Source organism: Pseudoxanthomonas sp. SGT-18, assembly GCF_003931645.1.
In the GTDB taxonomy this organism is placed as follows: Bacteria; Pseudomonadota; Gammaproteobacteria; order Xanthomonadales; family Xanthomonadaceae; genus Pseudoxanthomonas.
The window spans coordinates 19,506-36,130 of record NZ_RRYJ01000003.1 but is presented as its reverse complement, the minus strand read 5'-3'; the positions used below and the strand labels follow the sequence as shown (position 1 = coordinate 36,130).

Genomic DNA, 16,625 nt, shown 5'->3' with positions numbered 1-16,625 from the left:
CGCGGCAGCAGTTGCGGGTGGCGCGATTCTGCCGCATCCGGTGGCGGCGGCGAAGTGGCGCCGGGCGGTGGGCACGCGCGTGGGATAATCCCCGCATGACTTCCAGCCCCTGCAACATCGCCGCGGCGCTGCCGCGGCTGGCCGCCGAGCGTCCCGACCAGCCCGCGATCCGCTGCCCCGGCAAGCGTGCCTCCGGCCGCGGCCTGGCCCGCTACGACGTGGTCCTCGACTACCGCACCCTGGACACCCGCAGCGATGCGCTCGCCGCCGGCCTGGCCGCGCACGGCATCGGCCGCGGCGTGCGCACGGTGGTGATGGTGCGGCCCTCGCCGGAGTTCTTCCTGGTGATGTTCGCCCTGTTCAAGGCCGGGGCGGTGCCGGTGCTGGTGGACCCGGGCATCGACCGCCGCGCGCTGAAGCAGTGCCTGGACGAGGCCCGCGCCGAGGCCTTCATCGGCATCCCACTGGCGCACGTGGCCCGGCGCCTGCTGGGCTGGGCGCCGTCGGCGAGGAAGCTGGTCACGGTGGGCACCCGCATGGGCTGGGGCGGGACCACCCTGGCCGCGGTCGAGCGCGCCGGCCAGGGTGCCGGCCCGCAGCTGGCCGACACCGCTCCGGACGAGGTCGCCGCGATCCTGTTCACCAGCGGCTCCACCGGCGTGCCCAAGGGCGTGGTCTACCGCCACCGCCACTTCGTCGCCCAGATCGCGCTGATGCGCGAGGCCTTCGGCATCGAGCCCGGTGGCGTGGACCTGCCGACCTTCCCGCCGTTCGCCCTGTTCGATCCGGCCCTGGGCCTGACCTCGGTGATCCCGGACATGGATCCGACCCGCCCGGCCGAGGCCGACCCGCGCCGCCTGCACGATGCGATCGCGCGCTTCGGCGTGACCCAGCTGTTCGGTTCGCCGGCGCTGATGCGGGTGCTGGCCGACCATGGTGCGCCGTTGCCCACCGTGCGCCGCGCCACTTCCGCCGGCGCGCCGGTGCCGCCGGAGGTGGTGGAGAAGATCCGCGCGCTGCTGCCGGCCGATGCGCAGTTCTGGACGCCCTACGGCGCCACCGAGTGCCTGCCGGTGGCGGTGATCGAGGGCCGCGAGCTGCAGGAAACCCGCGCCGCCACCGAGGCCGGCGCCGGCACCTGCGTGGGCCGCCCGGTGGCGCCCAACGAGGTGCGCATCATCGCCGTGGACGACGGCCCGATCGAAAGCTGGAGCCAGGCGCGCGTGCTGGGCGTGGGCGAAGTGGGCGAGATCACCGTCGCCGGCCCGACCGCCACCGACAGCTATTTCAACCGCGAGGCCGCCACCCGCGCGGCCAAGATCCGCGAGGCCCTGGCCGACGGCAGCACCCGCGTCGTGCACCGCATGGGCGACGTGGGCTATTTCGACGAACACGGCCGGCTGTGGTTCTGCGGGCGCAAGACCCAGCGCGTGGAGACCGAGCAGGGCCCGCTGTACACCGAGCAGGTCGAGCCGGTGTTCAACGTGCATCCGCGCGTGCGCCGCACCGCGCTGGTAGGCGTGGGCGCGCCCGGGGCGCAGGTTCCGGTGCTGTGCGTGGAACTGGCCCGCGGCGTGCGCGCCACCGAGTTCGAGCGCATCGCCGAGGAACTGCGCATGCTTGGCAGCCGTACCCCGCAGACCGCGCGCATCGGCCGCTTCCTGCGCCATCCCGCGTTCCCGGTCGACATCCGCCACAACGCCAAGATCGGACGCGAGAAGCTCGCCGCATGGGCGGCCCGGCAACTGGAGAAGGCCCGATGAAGGTGCTGGTGACCGGTGGCGGAGGCTTCCTCGGCCAGGCCCTGTGCCGCGCGCTGCTGGCGCGCGGCCATGCGGTGCACAGCTTCCAGCGCAGCCATTCGCCCGCGCTGCAGGCGATGGGCGTGGTCCAGCACCTTGGCGACCTGGCCGACGCGGCCGCGGTCGCGCGGGCGGTGGCGGGCATGGACGCGGTGCTGCACAACGCCGCCAAGGCCGGCGCCTGGGGCAGCTACGACAGCTACTACCAGGCCAACGTGGTCGGCACCCGCAACGTGATTGCCGCCTGCCGCGCCAATGGCGTGCAGCGGCTGGTCTACACCTCCACGCCCAGCGTCACCCATCGCGCCACCCATCCGGTGGAAGGCCTGGGCGCGGACGAAGTGCCCTACGGCGAGGATTTCCAGGCGCCGTACGCGGCGACCAAGGCCATCGCCGAGCAGGAGGCGCTGGCGGCCAACGGACCGGAGCTGGCGGTGGTCGCGCTGCGCCCGCGCCTGATCTGGGGCCCGGGCGATCCGCAGATCCTGCCGCGCCTGGTCGAACGCGCGCATGCCGGGCGCCTGCGCCTGGTCGGCGACGGCTCCAACCTGGTCGACACCACCTACATCGACAACGCCGCCCAGGCGCATCTGGACGCGCTGGACCGCCTGGCGCCGGATGCGGCCTGCGCCGGCAAGGCGTACTTCATCTCCAACGGCGAACCGCTGCCGATCCGCGAGGTGCTCAACCGCCTGCTGCAGGCCGCCGGTGCGCCGCCGGTCACGCGCAGCATTTCGTTCAAGACGGCGTACCGCATCGGTGCGGTGTGCGAGCGGCTGTGGCCGCTGCTGCGCCTGCGCAGCGAGCCGCCGATGACACGCTTCCTCGCCGAGCAGCTGGCCACCGCGCACTGGTACAGCATGGAGCCGGCGCGGCGCGACTTCGGCTACGTGCCAAGGGTCGGCTTTGACGAGGGAATCATCAGGCTGAAGGCCAGCTGGCAACAGGGCGCATCCGTCACCTGATCACGACCGGCGCTTGGGCAGCATGCCGCTCGACCGCCCCCCGCGGCGCCACCCCGAGGAATGCCCAGATGCTCCATTACGCCGTCGTGTTTTTCGTCATCGCCGTGATCGCCGCCCTGCTGGGTTTCAGCGGCATCGCCGGCGCCGCCACCAACATCGCCTGGATCCTGTTCGTCGTGTTCCTGATCCTGGGTGCGATCTCGCTGCTGCGCGGCAGGCGGGTCTAGTCCGCGCCGGCGCCCCTGGCGCCGCCGGAACCCCAGCACGGGCGTGGCCACTGGCTGCGCCCGTATCGTATCCGGACCCCGGGTTTTCCGGTGCGGCGCCGCCGCGACCGCTAGAATGGCCGCATGCCAAGCCCCCTCGATGCCCTCAAGCCGCTGGCCGGACGCGCCCTGGAAGCGGCGCTCAACCGTGCCGCGGCGCTGGACCCGGATACCCTCGCCGCGCTGGCGCAGCTGGACGGTCGCAGCGTTTCCCTGACCCTGGAGCGCCCGGCGCTGGCGCTGGAAATCCGCGTGCATGACCGCTACCTGCAGGTCGGCCCGCCGCTGCGCGAGGCCGACCTGGCTGTGCGCGGCACCATCGGCGGCCTGCTCGGCCAGCTGCCGTTCCTGGCCGCCGCCGCGCGCGGCAAGCCCGCCGGGCGCCTGCACGTGTCCGGCGACGCCGACCTGGCACGGCGCCTGCAGAAGCTGGCCTCCGGCTTCGAGCCGGACTGGCAGCAGCCGTTCGTGGAGCTGTTCGGCCCGGTGCTGGGCGTGCAGCTGGCCAATGCCGCGGCCGCGGCCCTGCGCGGCGCGCGTGGGCTGGCCGGCGGCCTGGCGCGTTCCGGTGCCGAATACCTGGTGGAGGAATCGCGCGACGTGGTCGGCCGCGCCGAGCTGGCCGCGTTCAACGACGAGGTCGATGCGGTCCGCGACGACGTCGAGCGCCTGGCCGCGCGCGTCGCCCGCCTGCGCGTGCCCGGAGGCGCGCCATGAGGGCCGCGCTGCGCGCCTGGCGCATCGCCCGGGTGGTGCTGCGCTACCGGCTGGACGCGTTGCTGGAAGGCACCCCGGCCGAGCGCTGGCTGCGCCTGGCCAAGCCGTTCGTGCCGCGAGCGGCGGCCGACGTGGCCTCGCAGCCGCGCGGCATGCGCCTGCGCCTGGCGCTGCAGGAACTGGGACCGATCTTCGTCAAGTTCGGGCAGATCCTGTCCACCCGCCGCGACCTGCTGCCGGCGGACATCGCGGCGGAGCTGTCCCTGCTGCAAGACCAGGTGGCGCCGTTCGACGGCCAGGCGGCGCGGGCCATCGTCGAGCAGGCGCTGGGGCGGCCGGTGGAGGCCGCGTTCGCCGGCTTCGACACCCGCCCGCTGGCCTCGGCCTCGATCGCCCAGGTGCACGCGGCGCGCCTGCACGACGGCCGCGAGGTGGTGGTCAAGGTGCTGCGCCCGGGCATCGAGCGCCAGATCGACGCCGACCTCGCCCTGCTGCGCTCGCTGGCGGCGCTGGTCGACCGCGCCCATCCGCGGGCCGACCGCATCCGCCCGCAGGCGGTGGTGGCCGAGATCGAGTCCACCCTGGCCGCCGAGCTGGACCTGCAGCGCGAGGGCGCCAACGCCTCGGTGATGCGCCGCTTCTGGAAGGACTCGCCGGACCTGTACGTGCCGGAGGTGATCTGGTCGCACAGCGCGCAGCGGGCGCTGACCATGGAGCGGGTGCACGGCATCCCCTCCGACGACATCGCCGCGCTGGATGCCGCAGGCATCGACCGCAAGGTGCTGGCGGCCAAGGGCGTGCGGGTGTTCTACACCCAGGTGTTCCGCGACAACTTCTTCCACGCCGACGCGCACTCGGGGAACATCTGGGTCGATGCCGACCCGGCGCGGCGCCACGACCCACGCTTCATCGCCCTGGACTTCGGCATCGTCGGCCAGCTGTCGCCGCGCGACCAGTACTACCTGGCCGAGAACTTCATGGCGATCTTCCGCCAGGACTACCGCCGCATCGCCGAGTTGCACGTGGAGGCGGGCTGGATGCCGGCCACGGTGCGGATCGAGGAACTGGAGGCGGCGGCGCGCGCGGTGTGCGAGCCGTACTTCACCCGGCCACTGAGCGAGGTCTCGCTGGCCGAGGTGCTGGCCAAGCTGTTCCGCACCGCGCAGCGCTACGAACTGACCCTGCAGCCGCAGCTGATCCTGCTGCAGAAGACCCTGCTCAACATCGAGGGCGTGGGCCGGCAGCTGGATCCGCAGCTGGACATCTGGGCGGTGGCCAGCCCGGTGCTTGGGAAGATCCTGCGCGAGCGCTACAGCCCGCGCCGGTTGCTGCGCGAGTTCCGCCAGCGCGCCCCGGAGCTGATGACCCGCGCACCGGAGATGCCGCGCCTGTTGCACGAGTGGCTGGAGCAGCAGGTGCAGGGCCGGCACCGGATGGGCATCCACTCGCCCGACCTGGCCGGGATCGAGCACACCCTGCGGGTGATGCAGCGGCGGGCGGTGGCGGCGATCCTGGGCGTGGGCCTGCTGCTGGTGGCGGCGGTGCTGTACGCGCTGGAGGCCGGCGGTCCGCGCCTGGCCGGGGTGCCGCTGTCGGCCTGGGTCGCCGGAATCGGCGGGTTGTGGGCGGTGCTGGCGGCCTTGCCGCGACGCTGACCCCCGCGCAGCCGCAAGCAACGAACGGGCCCGCCTCGCGCGGGCCCGTTCGCCGCTGCGCCCGCCGCGCCTGGCGGCGGGCTTGCCGGGGCTAGTCGGCCATGGCCGGCGCGGCCGGGGCGGCGGCGCCGGAGCCGGCGCGGGCCACCGCGTTGAAGTCGCCGGCGGCGACCACGCTCAGCTTGCCCGGGGCCAGGTGGCGGGCGATGGCGGCGTTGACCTGGGCCGTGGTCAGCCTGCGGTAGGCCTCGTCCAGTTCCGCGGTGAAGGCCATGGTGCGGCCGAAGTACAGCTGGTCCTGGAGCATGCCCGCCACGTTCTGGTCGTCCGCGCGCGCCTGCGCGCGCTCGGTGAGCAGGCCGGACACCGCATCCTGCAGTTCCGCCTCGGTGATGCCCTCGGCCACCAGCCGCTGCAGTTCCTCGCGCATGGCCACCTCGACCCGGGCCAGGTTCTGCGGCGCGGCGATGGCCTGGATCAGCAGGTTGCCGGCATCGTCCACGCCGTCGGCGCTGTCGTCGGCATGCAACGAGCTGCTGACCCCGTAGCTGAGGCCGTCCCTCTGGCGGATGCGGTCGCCCAGGCGCGACTTGAGCGCGCCGCCGCCGAGGATGCGGTTGGCCACCACCAGCGCCGGGTAGTCCGGGTCGGTGACCCGCAGGGCCACGTTCTGCCGCGCCAGCAGCACCGCGTTGGCCTTGTCCGGGGTCGGCAGCTGCCGCTGCAGCGGCGCGACCTCGGCATGCCGGGTGGCGATCGGCTGGTACGGATGCGGACTGCGCCAGCCGGCGAACAGGCGTTCCAGCTGCGCGCGCACCGCCTCCGGGTCGAAGTCGCCGACGATCGCGATCTCGCCCTGCGCGGTGCCGTAGAAGTCGCGGTGGAACGCCACCACCTCCTCGCGCCGGAGCGCACGCACCGCGGCCAGGGTTTCATCCAGGCTCTGCGCGTGCAGCGGATGCCCTTCCGGCCACGGATCGAAGTGCAGCGCCAGCGCCCGCTGCGCCACCGCGCCCGGCTCGCCGCGCGAGGCCTCCAGCCCGGTGATGGCCTGCAGCCGCAGCTGCTCGAACTCGTCCTCGGGGAAGGTCGGCTCGCGCAGCAGGGTGGCCAGCAGTTCCAGGGTCTCGCCGAGCCGCTCGCGGCGGCCGATCAGCGACAGCTGTGCACCCTGCAGCCCGCCGGCGACCTGGGCCCGGGCCTGCAGCTCCTCCAGCCTGCGGTCGATGGCCTCGCGGTCCAGGCCGCGTGCGCCACGCATCAGCATCGCCCCGGCCAGGCCGGCGGCATGCTGGCGCCCGGCCAGCGACTGCGCGTCGCCGAAGCGGAAGTAGCCGTCGACCACCACGGTGCCGCCGCGGGTGCGCTTGGGCAGCAGGGCCACCCGGAGCCCGTCGCCGAGGGTGAAGCGCTGGGTGCGGGCCTCGATGTTCTGCGGCGTGGGATCGAAGTGCTCGCCGGCGTCCAGCGCCTGGCGCCCGGTGTAACCGGCCACCACCTCGGCCGCGGCCGGGGCCGCCGGCACCTGTACCCGCTGCGGTTCGTCGGTGGGCACGAAGCGGCCCAGGGTGCGGTTGTCGCGGCGCAGGTAGGCGGCGGCGACGCGGTTGACGTCGGCGGCGGTCACCGCGGCGATCGCGTCGCGGCTGGTGAACAGCAGGCGCCAGTCGCCGGCGGCGACGAACTCCGACAAGCCCATGCCCACCGCGTTGACGTCGGTGAAGTACAGGTCGTAGGCATTGGCCACCCGCTGCCGGGCCTGCTCGACCTCGGCCTCGGTCACCGGGTTGCGCGCCAGTTCCTCCAGCTGCGCCAGCAGCACCTGCTCGGCGCGCTCGCCGTCGCCGTCGCGCGGCTGTACCACCACCGCGCTGAACAGGCCCGGCTCGGCCAGGCCGTCGGCACCGGCACCGACGCCGGCGGCGATCCGCGGCTCGACCAGGGCCTTGTGCAGGCGCCCGCCGGGGGTGTGGCCCAGGACCTGCGCCAGCACCACCAGCGCGGCGTTGTCGGCATGGGTGCGGGCCGGGATGTGGTAGCTGGCCATGGCGATGCGCAAGTCGCCGGTGCGGCGCACGGTGACCTCGCGCTCGCCGTCCTGCGGCGGCTCCACCGTGGCCCGCCGCGGCAGCGGCGTGGCCGGCGCGCGCAGCTTGCCGAACGTGGCCTGCACCTTGCGCAGCACTTCCGCCGGGTCGATCCGGCCGGCGACCACCAGGGTGGCGTTGTCCGGGCGGTACCAGGTCCGGTAGAAGGCGCGCAGCTGGCCGATGTCGGCCGCCTCCACGTCCGAGCGCGCGCCCACGGTGGCCTGGCCATAGCCATGCCACTGGTAGGCGGCCGCGCGCACGCGCTGCACCAGCACGCCGCTGGGGTTGTTCTCGCCGGCCTCCAGCTCGTTGCGCACCACCGTCATCTCGCTGTCCAGGTCGGCGCGTTCCAGGCGCGCGTTGACCATGCGGTCGGCTTCCATCGCCAGCACCCAGTCGAGGTTGTCGCCGCCGGCGGGGAAGGAGGCGAAGTAGTTGGTGCGGTCCTGCCCGGTGGTGGCGTTGTAGCGGATGCCGCGGCGCTTCATCTCGCCGCTGATGTCGCGGTGCGCGGGCGTGCCCTTGAACAGCAGGTGCTCGAGCAGGTGCGCGGCGCCGGTCTGGCCGTAGGTCTCGTGCACCGAGCCGACCCCGTAGGTCAGGTTGACCGTGACCGTGGGTTTGGTCGGGTCGGGGAACAGCAGCACGCGCAGGCCGTTGCCCAGGGTGTATTCGCTGATGCCCTCGATGGAGGGACCGGCGCTGACGCCGCGCGGCAGGGCGGGCGCGGCGGCGCCGGCGCCCCAGGCGGGCGCCAGCAGGGCGACGGCGAGGGTCAGGGCGAGTGCATGTCTTCCGGGGATCATCCTTGGTCTCCAGTTGCTGCGGCCTCATGGCCGGCGCCGAGTTTCCCAGAATGCGGCGGCGCGGGCTTGAAGCGTCCCTGAAGCCGCGCCGGCACGGCCGCATGGGCCGCCAGGGCCCGGCGCGCCCTTGCCGCGCCCGCCTTCGTAATCGCCGCCGCGCCCGCGGATAATGCGCGGGTGAACGACATTCCCGGATCCCTCGCCGTCCTCCACGCCGACGACTGCCTGGCGGTGGTGGACAAGCCCGCCGGGCTGATGGTGCACGACAGCCCGCTGGCGGCGGACGAGACCGACTTCGCCGCCGACCGCCTGCGCGCCCAGTTCGGCCGGCCCGTGTACCTGGTCCACCGCCTGGACCGCGCCACCAGCGGCTGCCTGCTGCTGGCCTTCGACCGCGACACCGCCTCGGCCCTGGGCCGGTCGGTGATGGCCCAGCAGCTGGACAAGCGCTACCTGGCGGTGTGCCGCGGCTGGCCGGAGGAGGCGTTCGAGATCGACCATCCGCTGGACGGCGGGCCCGGCAAGCCGCAGAAGAAACCGGCGCTGACCCGCTTCCGGCGGCTGGCCTGCGGCGAGCTGGACGAGCCCTCGGCCGGCTTCCCGACCTCGCGCTACGCCCTGCTGGAATGCGCGCCGGTGACCGGCCGCTTCCGCCAGATCCGGCGCCACCTCAAGCACGCCTCGCACCACCTCATCGGCGACACCAGCCACGGCGACGGCCGCCACAACCGCATCTTCCGCATGCGCGGGGTGCACCGCATGCTGCTGCATGCGTGGAAGCTGGGCTTCCCGCACCCGCGCGGCGGCGCCCGGGTGGAGGTGGTGGCGCCGCCCTCGGGCGAGTTCATCAGGGCGATGGCGCTGTTCGGCTGGAGCCTGCCGGAACACACCGGCGCGGCCGGCTGAGCACGCCGCGGTGCGCCGCCCGCTTACAATCCGGCCATGCCCGTCGACGCGCTCAGCATCAGCCCCGGCCTGGCGATCCCGGAGTCGGAGATCGTCGAGCGCTTCGTGCGCGCCAGCGGCGCCGGCGGGCAGAACGTCAACAAGGTTTCCAGCGCCGTCGAGCTGCGGTTCGACGTCGCCGGCTCGCCGTCGCTGCCCGAGGCGCTGCGTGCGCGCCTGCTGGCGCGGCGCGACCGGCGGCTGACCGACGACGGCGTGCTGGTGATCGACGCGCAGCGCTTCCGCACCCAGGAGCGCAACCGCCAGGATGCGCGCGAGCGCCTGGCGGCGTTCATTGCCGCCGGCCTGGCGGTGCCAAAGCGGCGCATCGCGACCCGCCCCACCCGCGCCTCGCAGCAGCGGCGCCTGGAGGGCAAGCGCGAGCGCAGCCAGATCAAGCGCGGGCGCTCGCGCCGCGACTGGGAGTGAGAATGTCCGAGGCTTCACCCCTGCTGCCGGCGATGCCGGCGCAGGTTCCGCAGACCCCCGAGCGCGGCATGGGCCGCTTCACCCGCTGGCTGGGCCGCCGCGTGCTACGCCTGGGCGGCTGGCGCGTGGTCGGGCAGATTCCGCCGGTCGGCCGGCTGGTGGTGATCGCCGCGCCGCACTCGTCCAACTGGGACGGGATCTGGGGCATGGCTGCCAAGCTGGCGCTGGGCGTGGACATCCGGGTGCTGGGCAAGGCCCAGCTGTTCTGGTGGCCGCTGTCGATCGTGCTGCGCCGGCTGGGCGTGATCCCGGTGGACCGCAGCAACCCGCATGGCGTCGTCGAGCAGGCGATCGACCTGGTGCACGGCAGCGAGCGGATGTGGTTCGTGGTCGCGCCGGAAGGTACGCGCAAGGCGGTCAAGGAATGGAAGCGCGGCTTCTGGAAGATCGCCCATGGCGCCCAGGTGCCGGTGCTGATGGCCTACTTCCACTACCCGGAGCGGATCATCGGCTTCGGTCCGCTGTTCCACACCACCGGCGACATGGAGGCCGACATGGCCGCCGTCCGCGCCTGGTACCGGCCGTGGATGGGCCGCAACCGCGGCACTGCCTGAGGGTCGCCCATGGGCGTGGCGCTGGTCTGGTTCCGTGACGATCTCAGGCTGGACGACCACCCCGCCCTGCGCGCCGCGCTGGAGCGCGGCCTGGTGCCGGTGCCGGTGTACATCCACGCCCCGGACGAGGAGGGCGACTGGGCGCCGGGCGCCGCTTCCAACGCCTGGCGCCGGCGCTCGCTGGCGGCGCTGGCAGCCGAACTGCGGCGCCGCGGCTCGCGCCTGCTGATGCTGCACGGGCCCAGCCTGGGCACGCTGCAGGCGCTGGCGGCGCTGACCGGGGCCGAGGCGGTGCTGTGGTGCCGCCGCTACGAGCCGCGGATCGAGGCCCGCGACACCCGGATCAAGCGGCAGCTGCGCCAGGCCGGGCTGCATGCGGAAAGCTTCAACGGCTCGCTGCTGTTCGAACCGTGGGAGATCGAGACCAGGCAGGGCGACCCGTACCGGGTGTTCACCCCGTTCTGGAAAGCGGCGCGTGCGCACTGGCGCCTGCGCCCGTTGTGGCAGGCGCCGGAGCGCTTGCCCTCGCCGGACCTGGCCGGCGCGCCGGAAGGCCGGCACCTGGACGCGATCATCCCCGAGACCCGCCCGGACTGGGACGCCGGTTTCTGGGAGCAGGCCACCCCCGGCGAGGCCGGGGCGCAGGCGCGGCTGCAGCGGTTCCTGGCCGCGGGCCTGGCCGGTTACGCGCAGGCCCGCGACCAGGTCGCGGCCGACGGCACTTCGCGCCTGTCGGCGCACCTGCACTTCGGCGAGATCTCGGTCCAGCGCGTGGCCGCGGCGGTGCAGGCGGCGGAGGTGGCCGAGGCCGACCGCGAACGCTTCCTGGCCGAGCTGGGCTGGCGCGAGTTCGCCCACCACGTCATGCACCACTACCCGCACGTGGTCGACCAGGACCTCGACCCGCGCATGGCCGGGTTCCGCTGGGCGCGGCCGTTGCGCGCCACCCTCGATGCCTGGGAGCGCGGCCGCACCGGCGTGCCCATCGTCGATGCCGGCATGCGCCAGCTGTGGCACACCGGCTGGATGCACAACCGGGTGCGCATGGTCGTGGCCAGCTGGCTGGCCAAGCACCTGCGCATCCACTGGCGGCACGGCGCGCGCTGGTTCTGGGACACCCTGGTCGACGCCGACCTGGCCAACAACACCCAGGGCTGGCAGTGGGTGGCCGGCACCGGCGCCGACGCAGCGCCGTACTTCCGTGTGTTCAACCCGGTCAGCCAGGCGCAGAAGTTCGATCCGCAGGGCGAATACATCGCGCGCTGGGTGCCGGAGCTGGCGCCGCTGCCGCTGCCGGCGCGGTTCACACCGTGGCAGCACCCGGAGCTGCTGCGCAGGGTCGCGCCGCGCTATCCGCGGCGGCCACAGGTGGACCTGGCCGCGGGCAGGGCGGCGGCGCTGGAGGCGTTGGCGGCGTTGCGGGCCGGCCGGGAAGGCTGATGTGCGGCGCTTGCCGGCGCGATAGGATCGGCATCGCGCCGGGGGGGGGGGGGGGGGACATGGCCGGGACCGGCCATGGCGCGACAACCCACATGCAACGGACAGGAAGCCATCCATGCACTCGATCCGCCGCATCCGCATCACCGCCGCCGAGACGTTCGCCGCATGCGCGTTCGTGGTCGCCGGCCTGGCCTGGTCCGCGCTGCTGCTTGCCGGGGCATGGGCGACCTATGGGTTGGTCCTGGCGCGGCACAACCGCCTCCTCGGCGGCGCCGGGCTGGCCTGCACGGCGGCCTTCCTGCTGTTCGTTGCCGGCTACGGCATCGGCAAGGACCTGGCGATGCGCGACCGGCAGGTGGAAGCCGCCCAGGTCCGCTGAGCCAAGTCCGGAGGGGCGACGATGCCGGAGGAAGCCATCGGGGGCCTGCTGGGTTGGACCGTCCGCGTCGTCGGCTACGTCCTGGTCGACGTGGTGCTGGAAATCCTGGTGACGGGCCTGGGCTATGCGCTGCTGCGCGGCCTCGGCGTGCGCACCCACCCGGAAAGTGCGTGGTGCGCGGTGGTGGGCCTGGCGTTCTGGTTCCTGTGCATGGCCGCGGCCGTGGCCATCTGGCGGCATACGCACCCGGCCTGATCCATCCCCTCCTCCTGGCCAGGCTGCCGGCCTGCAGGCGGATGCTCAGCGTTCGGAGTGTCCACTCTGGTCGTACTCGCGCGGCGCAAGCAGGTCCGGGCGGATCAGGGCCACGAACGCACGCGCCTGCGGCGACAGCACCCGGCCCTTGCGCACCACCACCCCATAGCTGCGCGCCGGGAAGAACGCCGCCAGCGAGCGCGAGCCCAGGCGGGCCTCGTCGCCCTCGGCCAGGCATACCGAGGGGATGATCGACACGCCCAGGCCCATGGCCACGTACTGCTTGATCACGTCCCAGCCGCTGACCTCAAGCGCCACCGTGTACGGCACCCGGTTCTGCTGCAGCACCAGGTCGACCAGGCGCCAGGTGACCTGGCGCTGCGGCGGCAGGATCAGCGGGTATTCGGCCAGGTCGGCCAGTTCCAGCCGCGGCTTGCGCAGCAGCGGGTGCCCGGGCGGCGCGATCAGCCGCTGCTCGAAGCGGTGCGCGGCCTCGTAGCTGAGGTCGGCCGGCACGTCGAGCAAAGTGCCGACCACCAGGTCCACCGCGTCCTCGCGCAGCAGCTCGGTGCCCTCGCTGGTGACCACGTTGTGCAGCACCAGGTGCACGTCCGGGTGCTGCTGGCGGAAGGCGGCGACGATCTTCGGCAGCAGGTAGAGGATGGTCGAGCTGTTGGCCGCGATCCGCAGCTCGCCGGCATCCAACCCGCGCACCCGCTCGCGGAAGGCGTTCTCCAGGCCGTCCAGCTGCTCGACCAGGGGCTGGGCCATCTCGTACAGCAGCTCGCCCTCGCGGGTGGGCACCAGGCGGCGCCCGGAACGCTCCAGCAGCGGCATCCCCAGGTCGCGCTCCAGCGCCTGCAGCTGCAGGGTGATGGCCGGCTGGGACACGAAAAGCGCCTCCGCCGCCCTCGATACCGAGCCCAGCCGCACCGTCTGGCAGAACGCGCGCAGCGGCTTGAGACGGTCGGATTTGTAGGAAAAACGAGGACTTGCAGCGGCACTCACGGCAGCCTCACGGTGGCTATAAGCCTGGCTAATGAACTACATTGACAAAACTGCTTTGTCAAATACCTGGCCAAGCAAGCAGCGTGGACGCCCGACCGATGCAGGAGCACCGTCATGTCCGCGACCGCTGAATCCGCCATTCCCGCTTCGAATCCGGGCCGGCGCCCGGGGCCGGCCGCCGTTCCCAAGGGCGCGGCCGGGCTTTCGCTGACCGAGCGGGTCGCCGGGCAGGAACAGCTGCTGCCGGCGCCGCTGCTGGGGCTGCTGGTGTCGCTGCACCGCACGATCGAGCCGGAACGCCGCGCCCTGCTGGCCGCCCGCCGCGAGCGCCAGGCGTTCTTCGACGCCGGCGGCCTGCCCGACTTCCGTGCCGACACCCGCCACATCCGCGAGGGCGACTGGAAGGTCGCGCCGATCCCGGCCGCGCTGCAGGACCGCCGCGTGGAGATCACCGGCCCGGTGGACCCGAAGATGGTGATCAACGCGCTGAACTCCGGCGCCCACTGCTACATGGCCGACTTCGAGGACTCCACCTCGCCGACCTGGCGCAACCTGCTGGCTGGCCAGCGCGCCCTGGCCGCGGCGGTGGATGGCTCGCTGAGCTTCCAGGCCGGCAACGGCAAGCAGTACCGCCTGCGCCCGTACGAGGAGCGCGCGGTGCTGATCGTGCGCCCGCGCGGCTGGCACCTGGACGAGAAGCACGTGCGCGTGGACGGCGAGCCGATCGCCGGCGGCCTGTTCGACATGGCCGTGTTCGCCTTCCACAACGCGCGCACGCTGATGGCCAACGACCGCGGCCCGTACTTCTACCTGCCCAAGCTGCAGTCGATGGAGGAGGCGGCGCTGTGGGAAGCCGCGCTGTCGCACGTGGAGGCCTTCCTGGGCCTGCCGCACGGGCAGATGAAGGCCACCGTCCTGATCGAGACCCTGCCGGCGGTGTTCGAGATGGACGAGATCCTGCACGCGTTGCGCGACCGCATCGTCGGCCTGAACTGCGGGCGCTGGGACTACATCTTCTCCTACCTGAAGACGTTCCGCGCCCACCCGGACAAGGTCCTGCCCGAGCGCGGCCAGGTGACCATGACCCAGCCGTTCCTCAAGGCGTATTCGGAGCTGCTGATCCGCACCTGCCACCGCCGCGGCGCGCACGCCATGGGCGGCATGGCCGCGCAGATCCCCAACGCCTCCGACCCGGTGGCCAACGAGCAGGCCCTGGCGCGGGTGCGCGCGGACAAGCTGCGCGAGGTCACCGCCGGCCACGACGGAACCTGGGTGGCGCATCCGGCGCTGATCCCGGTGGCGCGCGAGGTGTTCGACGCGCACATGCCCACGCCCAACCAGCACCACGTGCTGCGCGAGGACGTGCAGGTCACCCGCGACGACCTGATCCGCCCGTGCGAGGGCACGATCACCCGCGAGGGCTTCGAGAACAACATCGAGGTCTGCGTGCGCTACCTGGCCGCCTGGCTGGACGGCAACGGCTGCGTGCCGATCCACGGGATGATGGAGGACGCGGCCACCGCCGAGATCGCCCGCGCCCAGCTGTGGCAGTGGCTGCACCACTCCGACCCGCGCGGCCGCCACGCCGACGGCAGCCCGGTGCACCTGGCCGACGGCACCGTCATCGACTTCGCCCTGTTCGAACGCACCCTGGCCGCGCTGCCCGGGCGCCTGGGGGACACCGCCAACCTGCCGGGTGGCCGCCGCATCGCCGAGGCCACCGCCCTGCTCGACGAGCTGACCCGCGCCTGCCAGCTGGTCGAGTTCCTGACCCTGCCGGCCTACGCCCGCATCGACTGACCCACGCCCGCGTCCCGGCCCAGGCCGGGACCCGGGACCTTCCACCACGGACCCATCGAGGCCACCGCGTCCGGCCCGCCGGAACGACGGCAGGACCCCTCGAGCGCAAGAAGCCCACCGCCACGGAGAAGCACCATGAGCACGTTGAAGACCGCCGAGCAGATCCAGCACGAATGGAACACCGACCCGCGCTGGGCCGGCATCATCCGCAACTACACCGCCGAGGACGTGGTGCGCCTGCGCGGCACCATCCCGGTGGAGCACTCCATCGCCCGCATCACTTCCGAGAAGCTGTGGCGCTACCTGCACGAGATGGACTTCGTCAACGCGCTGGGCGCGCTGACCGGCAACCAGGCCATGCAGCAGGTCAAGGCGGGGCTCAAGGCGATCTACCTGAGCGGCTGGCAGGTGGCGGCGGACGCCAACCTCGCCGGGCAGATGTATCCCGACCAGTCGCTGTACCCGGCCGACTCGGTGCCGGCGGTGGTCAAGCGCATCAACAACACCCTGCTGCGCGCCGACCAGCTGCACCACGCCGAGGGCAACGACAGCATCGACTTCCTGCAGCCGATTGTGGCCGACGCCGAGGCCGGCTTCGGCGGCGTGCTCAACGCCTTCGAGCTGATGAAGGCGATGATCGAGGCCGGCGCCGCCGGCGTGCACTTCGAGGACCAGCTGGCCTCGGTGAAGAAGTGCGGGCACATGGGCGGCAAGGTGCTGGTGCCGACCCGCGAGGCGGTGGAGAAGCTCAACGCCGCGCGCCTGGCCGCCGACGTGATGGGCGTGCCGACCATCCTGATCGCGCGCACCGACGCCGAGGCCGCCGACCTGCTGACCTCGGACATCGACGAGAACGACAGGCCGTTCTGCACCGGCGAGCGCACCGTCGAGGGCTTCTTCCGCACCCGCAACGGCCTGGACCAGGCCATCGCCCGCGGCCTGGCCTACGCCCCGTACGCCGACCTGATCTGGTGCGAGACCGGCAAGCCGGACCTGGAGTTCGCGCGCAAGTTCGCCGAGGCCATCCACGCCAGGTTCCCGGGCAAGCTGCTGGCCTACAACTGCTCGCCGAGCTTCAACTGGAAGAAGAACCTGGACGACGCCACGATCGCGAAGTTCCAGAAGGAAATCGCCAGCTACGGCTACAAGTTCCAGTTCATCACCCTGGCCGGCTTCCACGCCCTGAACTACTCGATGTTCAACCTGGCCTACGGCTACGCCCGCAACCAGATGAGCGCCTTCGTCGAGCTGCAGGAAGCCGAGTTCGCCGCCGCGGACAAGGGCTTCACCGCGGTCAAGCACCAGCGCGAGGTCGGCACCGGCTACTTCGACGCGGTCACCCAGGCGATCCAGCAGGGCCAGTCCTCGACCACCGCCCTGAAGGGTTCGACCGAGGAAGAGCAGTTCCAGGACCGCAACGCGGCCTGACGTCCAGGATGCCGGAGTGGCGGCGC

General features: G+C 72.8%; 15 protein-coding genes. 13 read left to right on the top strand and 2 right to left on the bottom strand.

Going from position 1 to position 16,625, the window contains the following annotated elements:
* The first annotated feature begins 95 nt into the window (after positions 1 to 95).
* The 5 genes from oleC to ubiB all read left to right on the top strand — a co-directional run bounded on the left by oleC (position 96) and on the right by ubiB (position 5,405).
* Positions 96 to 1,763, top strand: a complete 1,668-nt coding sequence (gene oleC / locus EIM47_RS05595) for an olefin beta-lactone synthetase (RefSeq protein ID WP_019399421.1) — start codon at positions 96 to 98, stop codon at positions 1,761 to 1,763.
* Positions 1,760 to 2,767, top strand: a complete 1,008-nt coding sequence (gene oleD / locus EIM47_RS05590; RefSeq protein WP_028914368.1) for a 2-alkyl-3-oxoalkanoate reductase — start codon at positions 1,760 to 1,762, stop codon at positions 2,765 to 2,767. The genes oleC and oleD overlap by 4 nt, the downstream gene beginning before the upstream one ends.
* Positions 2,768 to 2,835: 68 nt before the next feature.
* Positions 2,836 to 2,994 carry a DUF1328 domain-containing protein gene (locus EIM47_RS05585; protein ID WP_019399423.1) on the top strand — a complete coding sequence of 53 codons (159 nt, stop codon included), beginning with the start codon at positions 2,836 to 2,838 and terminating at the stop codon, positions 2,992 to 2,994.
* A 123-nt stretch (positions 2,995 to 3,117) separates the two neighbouring features.
* Positions 3,118 to 3,750 (top strand): SCP2 sterol-binding domain-containing protein, encoded by a 633-nt coding sequence (locus tag EIM47_RS05580; RefSeq protein ID WP_019399424.1) that lies wholly within the window; start codon positions 3,118 to 3,120, stop codon positions 3,748 to 3,750.
* Positions 3,747 to 5,405, top strand: coding sequence for a ubiquinone biosynthesis regulatory protein kinase UbiB (gene ubiB, locus EIM47_RS05575; RefSeq protein ID WP_125076353.1), 1,659 nt, complete (start codon positions 3,747 to 3,749; stop codon positions 5,403 to 5,405). Before EIM47_RS05580 ends, ubiB begins: the two co-directional genes overlap by 4 nt.
* A 91-nt stretch (positions 5,406 to 5,496) precedes the next feature.
* On the opposite strand, the gene EIM47_RS05570 is transcribed toward ubiB, so the two are convergent.
* A complete protein-coding gene (locus EIM47_RS05570; protein WP_125076352.1) occupies positions 5,497 to 8,301 on the bottom strand; it encodes a pitrilysin family protein in 2,805 nt (934 codons plus the stop codon).
* A gap of 177 nt (positions 8,302 to 8,478) precedes the next feature.
* Between EIM47_RS05570 and EIM47_RS05565 the strand changes: the two genes are divergently transcribed.
* The 6 genes from EIM47_RS05565 (at position 8,479) to EIM47_RS05540 (ending at position 12,363) form a co-directional block, all read left to right on the top strand.
* Positions 8,479 to 9,207, top strand: coding sequence for a pseudouridine synthase (locus tag EIM47_RS05565; protein WP_051403592.1), 729 nt, complete (start codon positions 8,479 to 8,481; stop codon positions 9,205 to 9,207).
* A 36-nt stretch (positions 9,208 to 9,243) separates the two neighbouring features.
* On the top strand, positions 9,244 to 9,675 hold the full coding sequence (gene arfB / locus EIM47_RS05560) for an alternative ribosome rescue aminoacyl-tRNA hydrolase ArfB (protein ID WP_019399428.1): 432 nt from the start codon (positions 9,244 to 9,246) through the stop codon (positions 9,673 to 9,675).
* Positions 9,676 to 9,677: 2 nt separating this feature from the next.
* Positions 9,678 to 10,289, top strand: coding sequence for a lysophospholipid acyltransferase family protein (locus EIM47_RS05555; RefSeq protein WP_125076351.1), 612 nt, complete (start codon positions 9,678 to 9,680; stop codon positions 10,287 to 10,289).
* Positions 10,290 to 10,298: 9 nt separating this feature from the next.
* On the top strand, positions 10,299 to 11,729 hold the full coding sequence (locus tag EIM47_RS05550) for a deoxyribodipyrimidine photo-lyase (RefSeq protein WP_125076350.1): 1,431 nt from the start codon (positions 10,299 to 10,301) through the stop codon (positions 11,727 to 11,729).
* Positions 11,730 to 11,844: 115 nt separating this feature from the next.
* Complete coding sequence (locus tag EIM47_RS05545; RefSeq protein WP_125076349.1) at positions 11,845 to 12,108, top strand: hypothetical protein; 264 nt, start codon at positions 11,845 to 11,847, stop codon at positions 12,106 to 12,108.
* Between the two features lie 21 nt (positions 12,109 to 12,129).
* Complete coding sequence (locus EIM47_RS05540) at positions 12,130 to 12,363, top strand: hypothetical protein (protein ID WP_125076348.1); 234 nt, start codon at positions 12,130 to 12,132, stop codon at positions 12,361 to 12,363.
* A gap of 45 nt (positions 12,364 to 12,408) precedes the next feature.
* Here EIM47_RS05540 and EIM47_RS05535 read toward each other — a convergent pair whose 3' ends face one another.
* Positions 12,409 to 13,371 carry a LysR family transcriptional regulator gene (locus EIM47_RS05535; protein WP_026010694.1) on the bottom strand — a complete coding sequence of 321 codons (963 nt, stop codon included), beginning with the start codon at positions 13,369 to 13,371 and terminating at the stop codon, positions 12,409 to 12,411.
* Between the two features lie 114 nt (positions 13,372 to 13,485).
* On the opposite strand from EIM47_RS05535, the gene aceB reads away from it, so the two are divergent.
* Both aceB and aceA read left to right on the top strand, forming a co-directional pair.
* A complete protein-coding gene (gene aceB / locus EIM47_RS05530) occupies positions 13,486 to 15,171 on the top strand; it encodes a malate synthase A (RefSeq protein ID WP_233581624.1) in 1,686 nt (561 codons plus the stop codon).
* A 135-nt stretch (positions 15,172 to 15,306) separates the two neighbouring features.
* Positions 15,307 to 16,599 carry an isocitrate lyase gene (gene aceA / locus EIM47_RS05525; protein WP_125076347.1) on the top strand — a complete coding sequence of 431 codons (1,293 nt, stop codon included), beginning with the start codon at positions 15,307 to 15,309 and terminating at the stop codon, positions 16,597 to 16,599.
* Positions 16,600 to 16,625 lie beyond the last annotated feature (26 nt).

Bases quoted from the DNA above. Each gene is read 5' to 3' on its own strand.
- oleC (WP_019399421.1), top strand. From the start codon at position 96: ATGACTTCCAGCCCCTGCAACATCGCCGCGGCGCTGCCGCGGCTGGCC.
- oleD (WP_028914368.1), top strand. From the start codon at position 1,760: ATGAAGGTGCTGGTGACCGGTGGCGGAGGCTTCCTCGGCCAGGCCCTG.
- EIM47_RS05585 (WP_019399423.1), top strand. From the start codon at position 2,836: ATGCTCCATTACGCCGTCGTGTTTTTCGTCATCGCCGTGATCGCCGCC.
- EIM47_RS05580 (WP_019399424.1), top strand. From the start codon at position 3,118: ATGCCAAGCCCCCTCGATGCCCTCAAGCCGCTGGCCGGACGCGCCCTG.
- ubiB (WP_125076353.1), top strand. From the start codon at position 3,747: ATGAGGGCCGCGCTGCGCGCCTGGCGCATCGCCCGGGTGGTGCTGCGC.
- EIM47_RS05570 (WP_125076352.1), bottom strand. From the start codon at position 8,301: ATGATCCCCGGAAGACATGCACTCGCCCTGACCCTCGCCGTCGCCCTG.
- arfB (WP_019399428.1), top strand. From the start codon at position 9,244: ATGCCCGTCGACGCGCTCAGCATCAGCCCCGGCCTGGCGATCCCGGAG.
- EIM47_RS05555 (WP_125076351.1), top strand. From the start codon at position 9,678: ATGTCCGAGGCTTCACCCCTGCTGCCGGCGATGCCGGCGCAGGTTCCG.
- EIM47_RS05550 (WP_125076350.1), top strand. From the start codon at position 10,299: ATGGGCGTGGCGCTGGTCTGGTTCCGTGACGATCTCAGGCTGGACGAC.
- EIM47_RS05545 (WP_125076349.1), top strand. From the start codon at position 11,845: ATGCACTCGATCCGCCGCATCCGCATCACCGCCGCCGAGACGTTCGCC.
- EIM47_RS05540 (WP_125076348.1), top strand. From the start codon at position 12,130: ATGCCGGAGGAAGCCATCGGGGGCCTGCTGGGTTGGACCGTCCGCGTC.
- aceB (WP_233581624.1), top strand. From the start codon at position 13,486: ATGTCCGCGACCGCTGAATCCGCCATTCCCGCTTCGAATCCGGGCCGG.
- aceA (WP_125076347.1), top strand. From the start codon at position 15,307: ATGAGCACGTTGAAGACCGCCGAGCAGATCCAGCACGAATGGAACACC.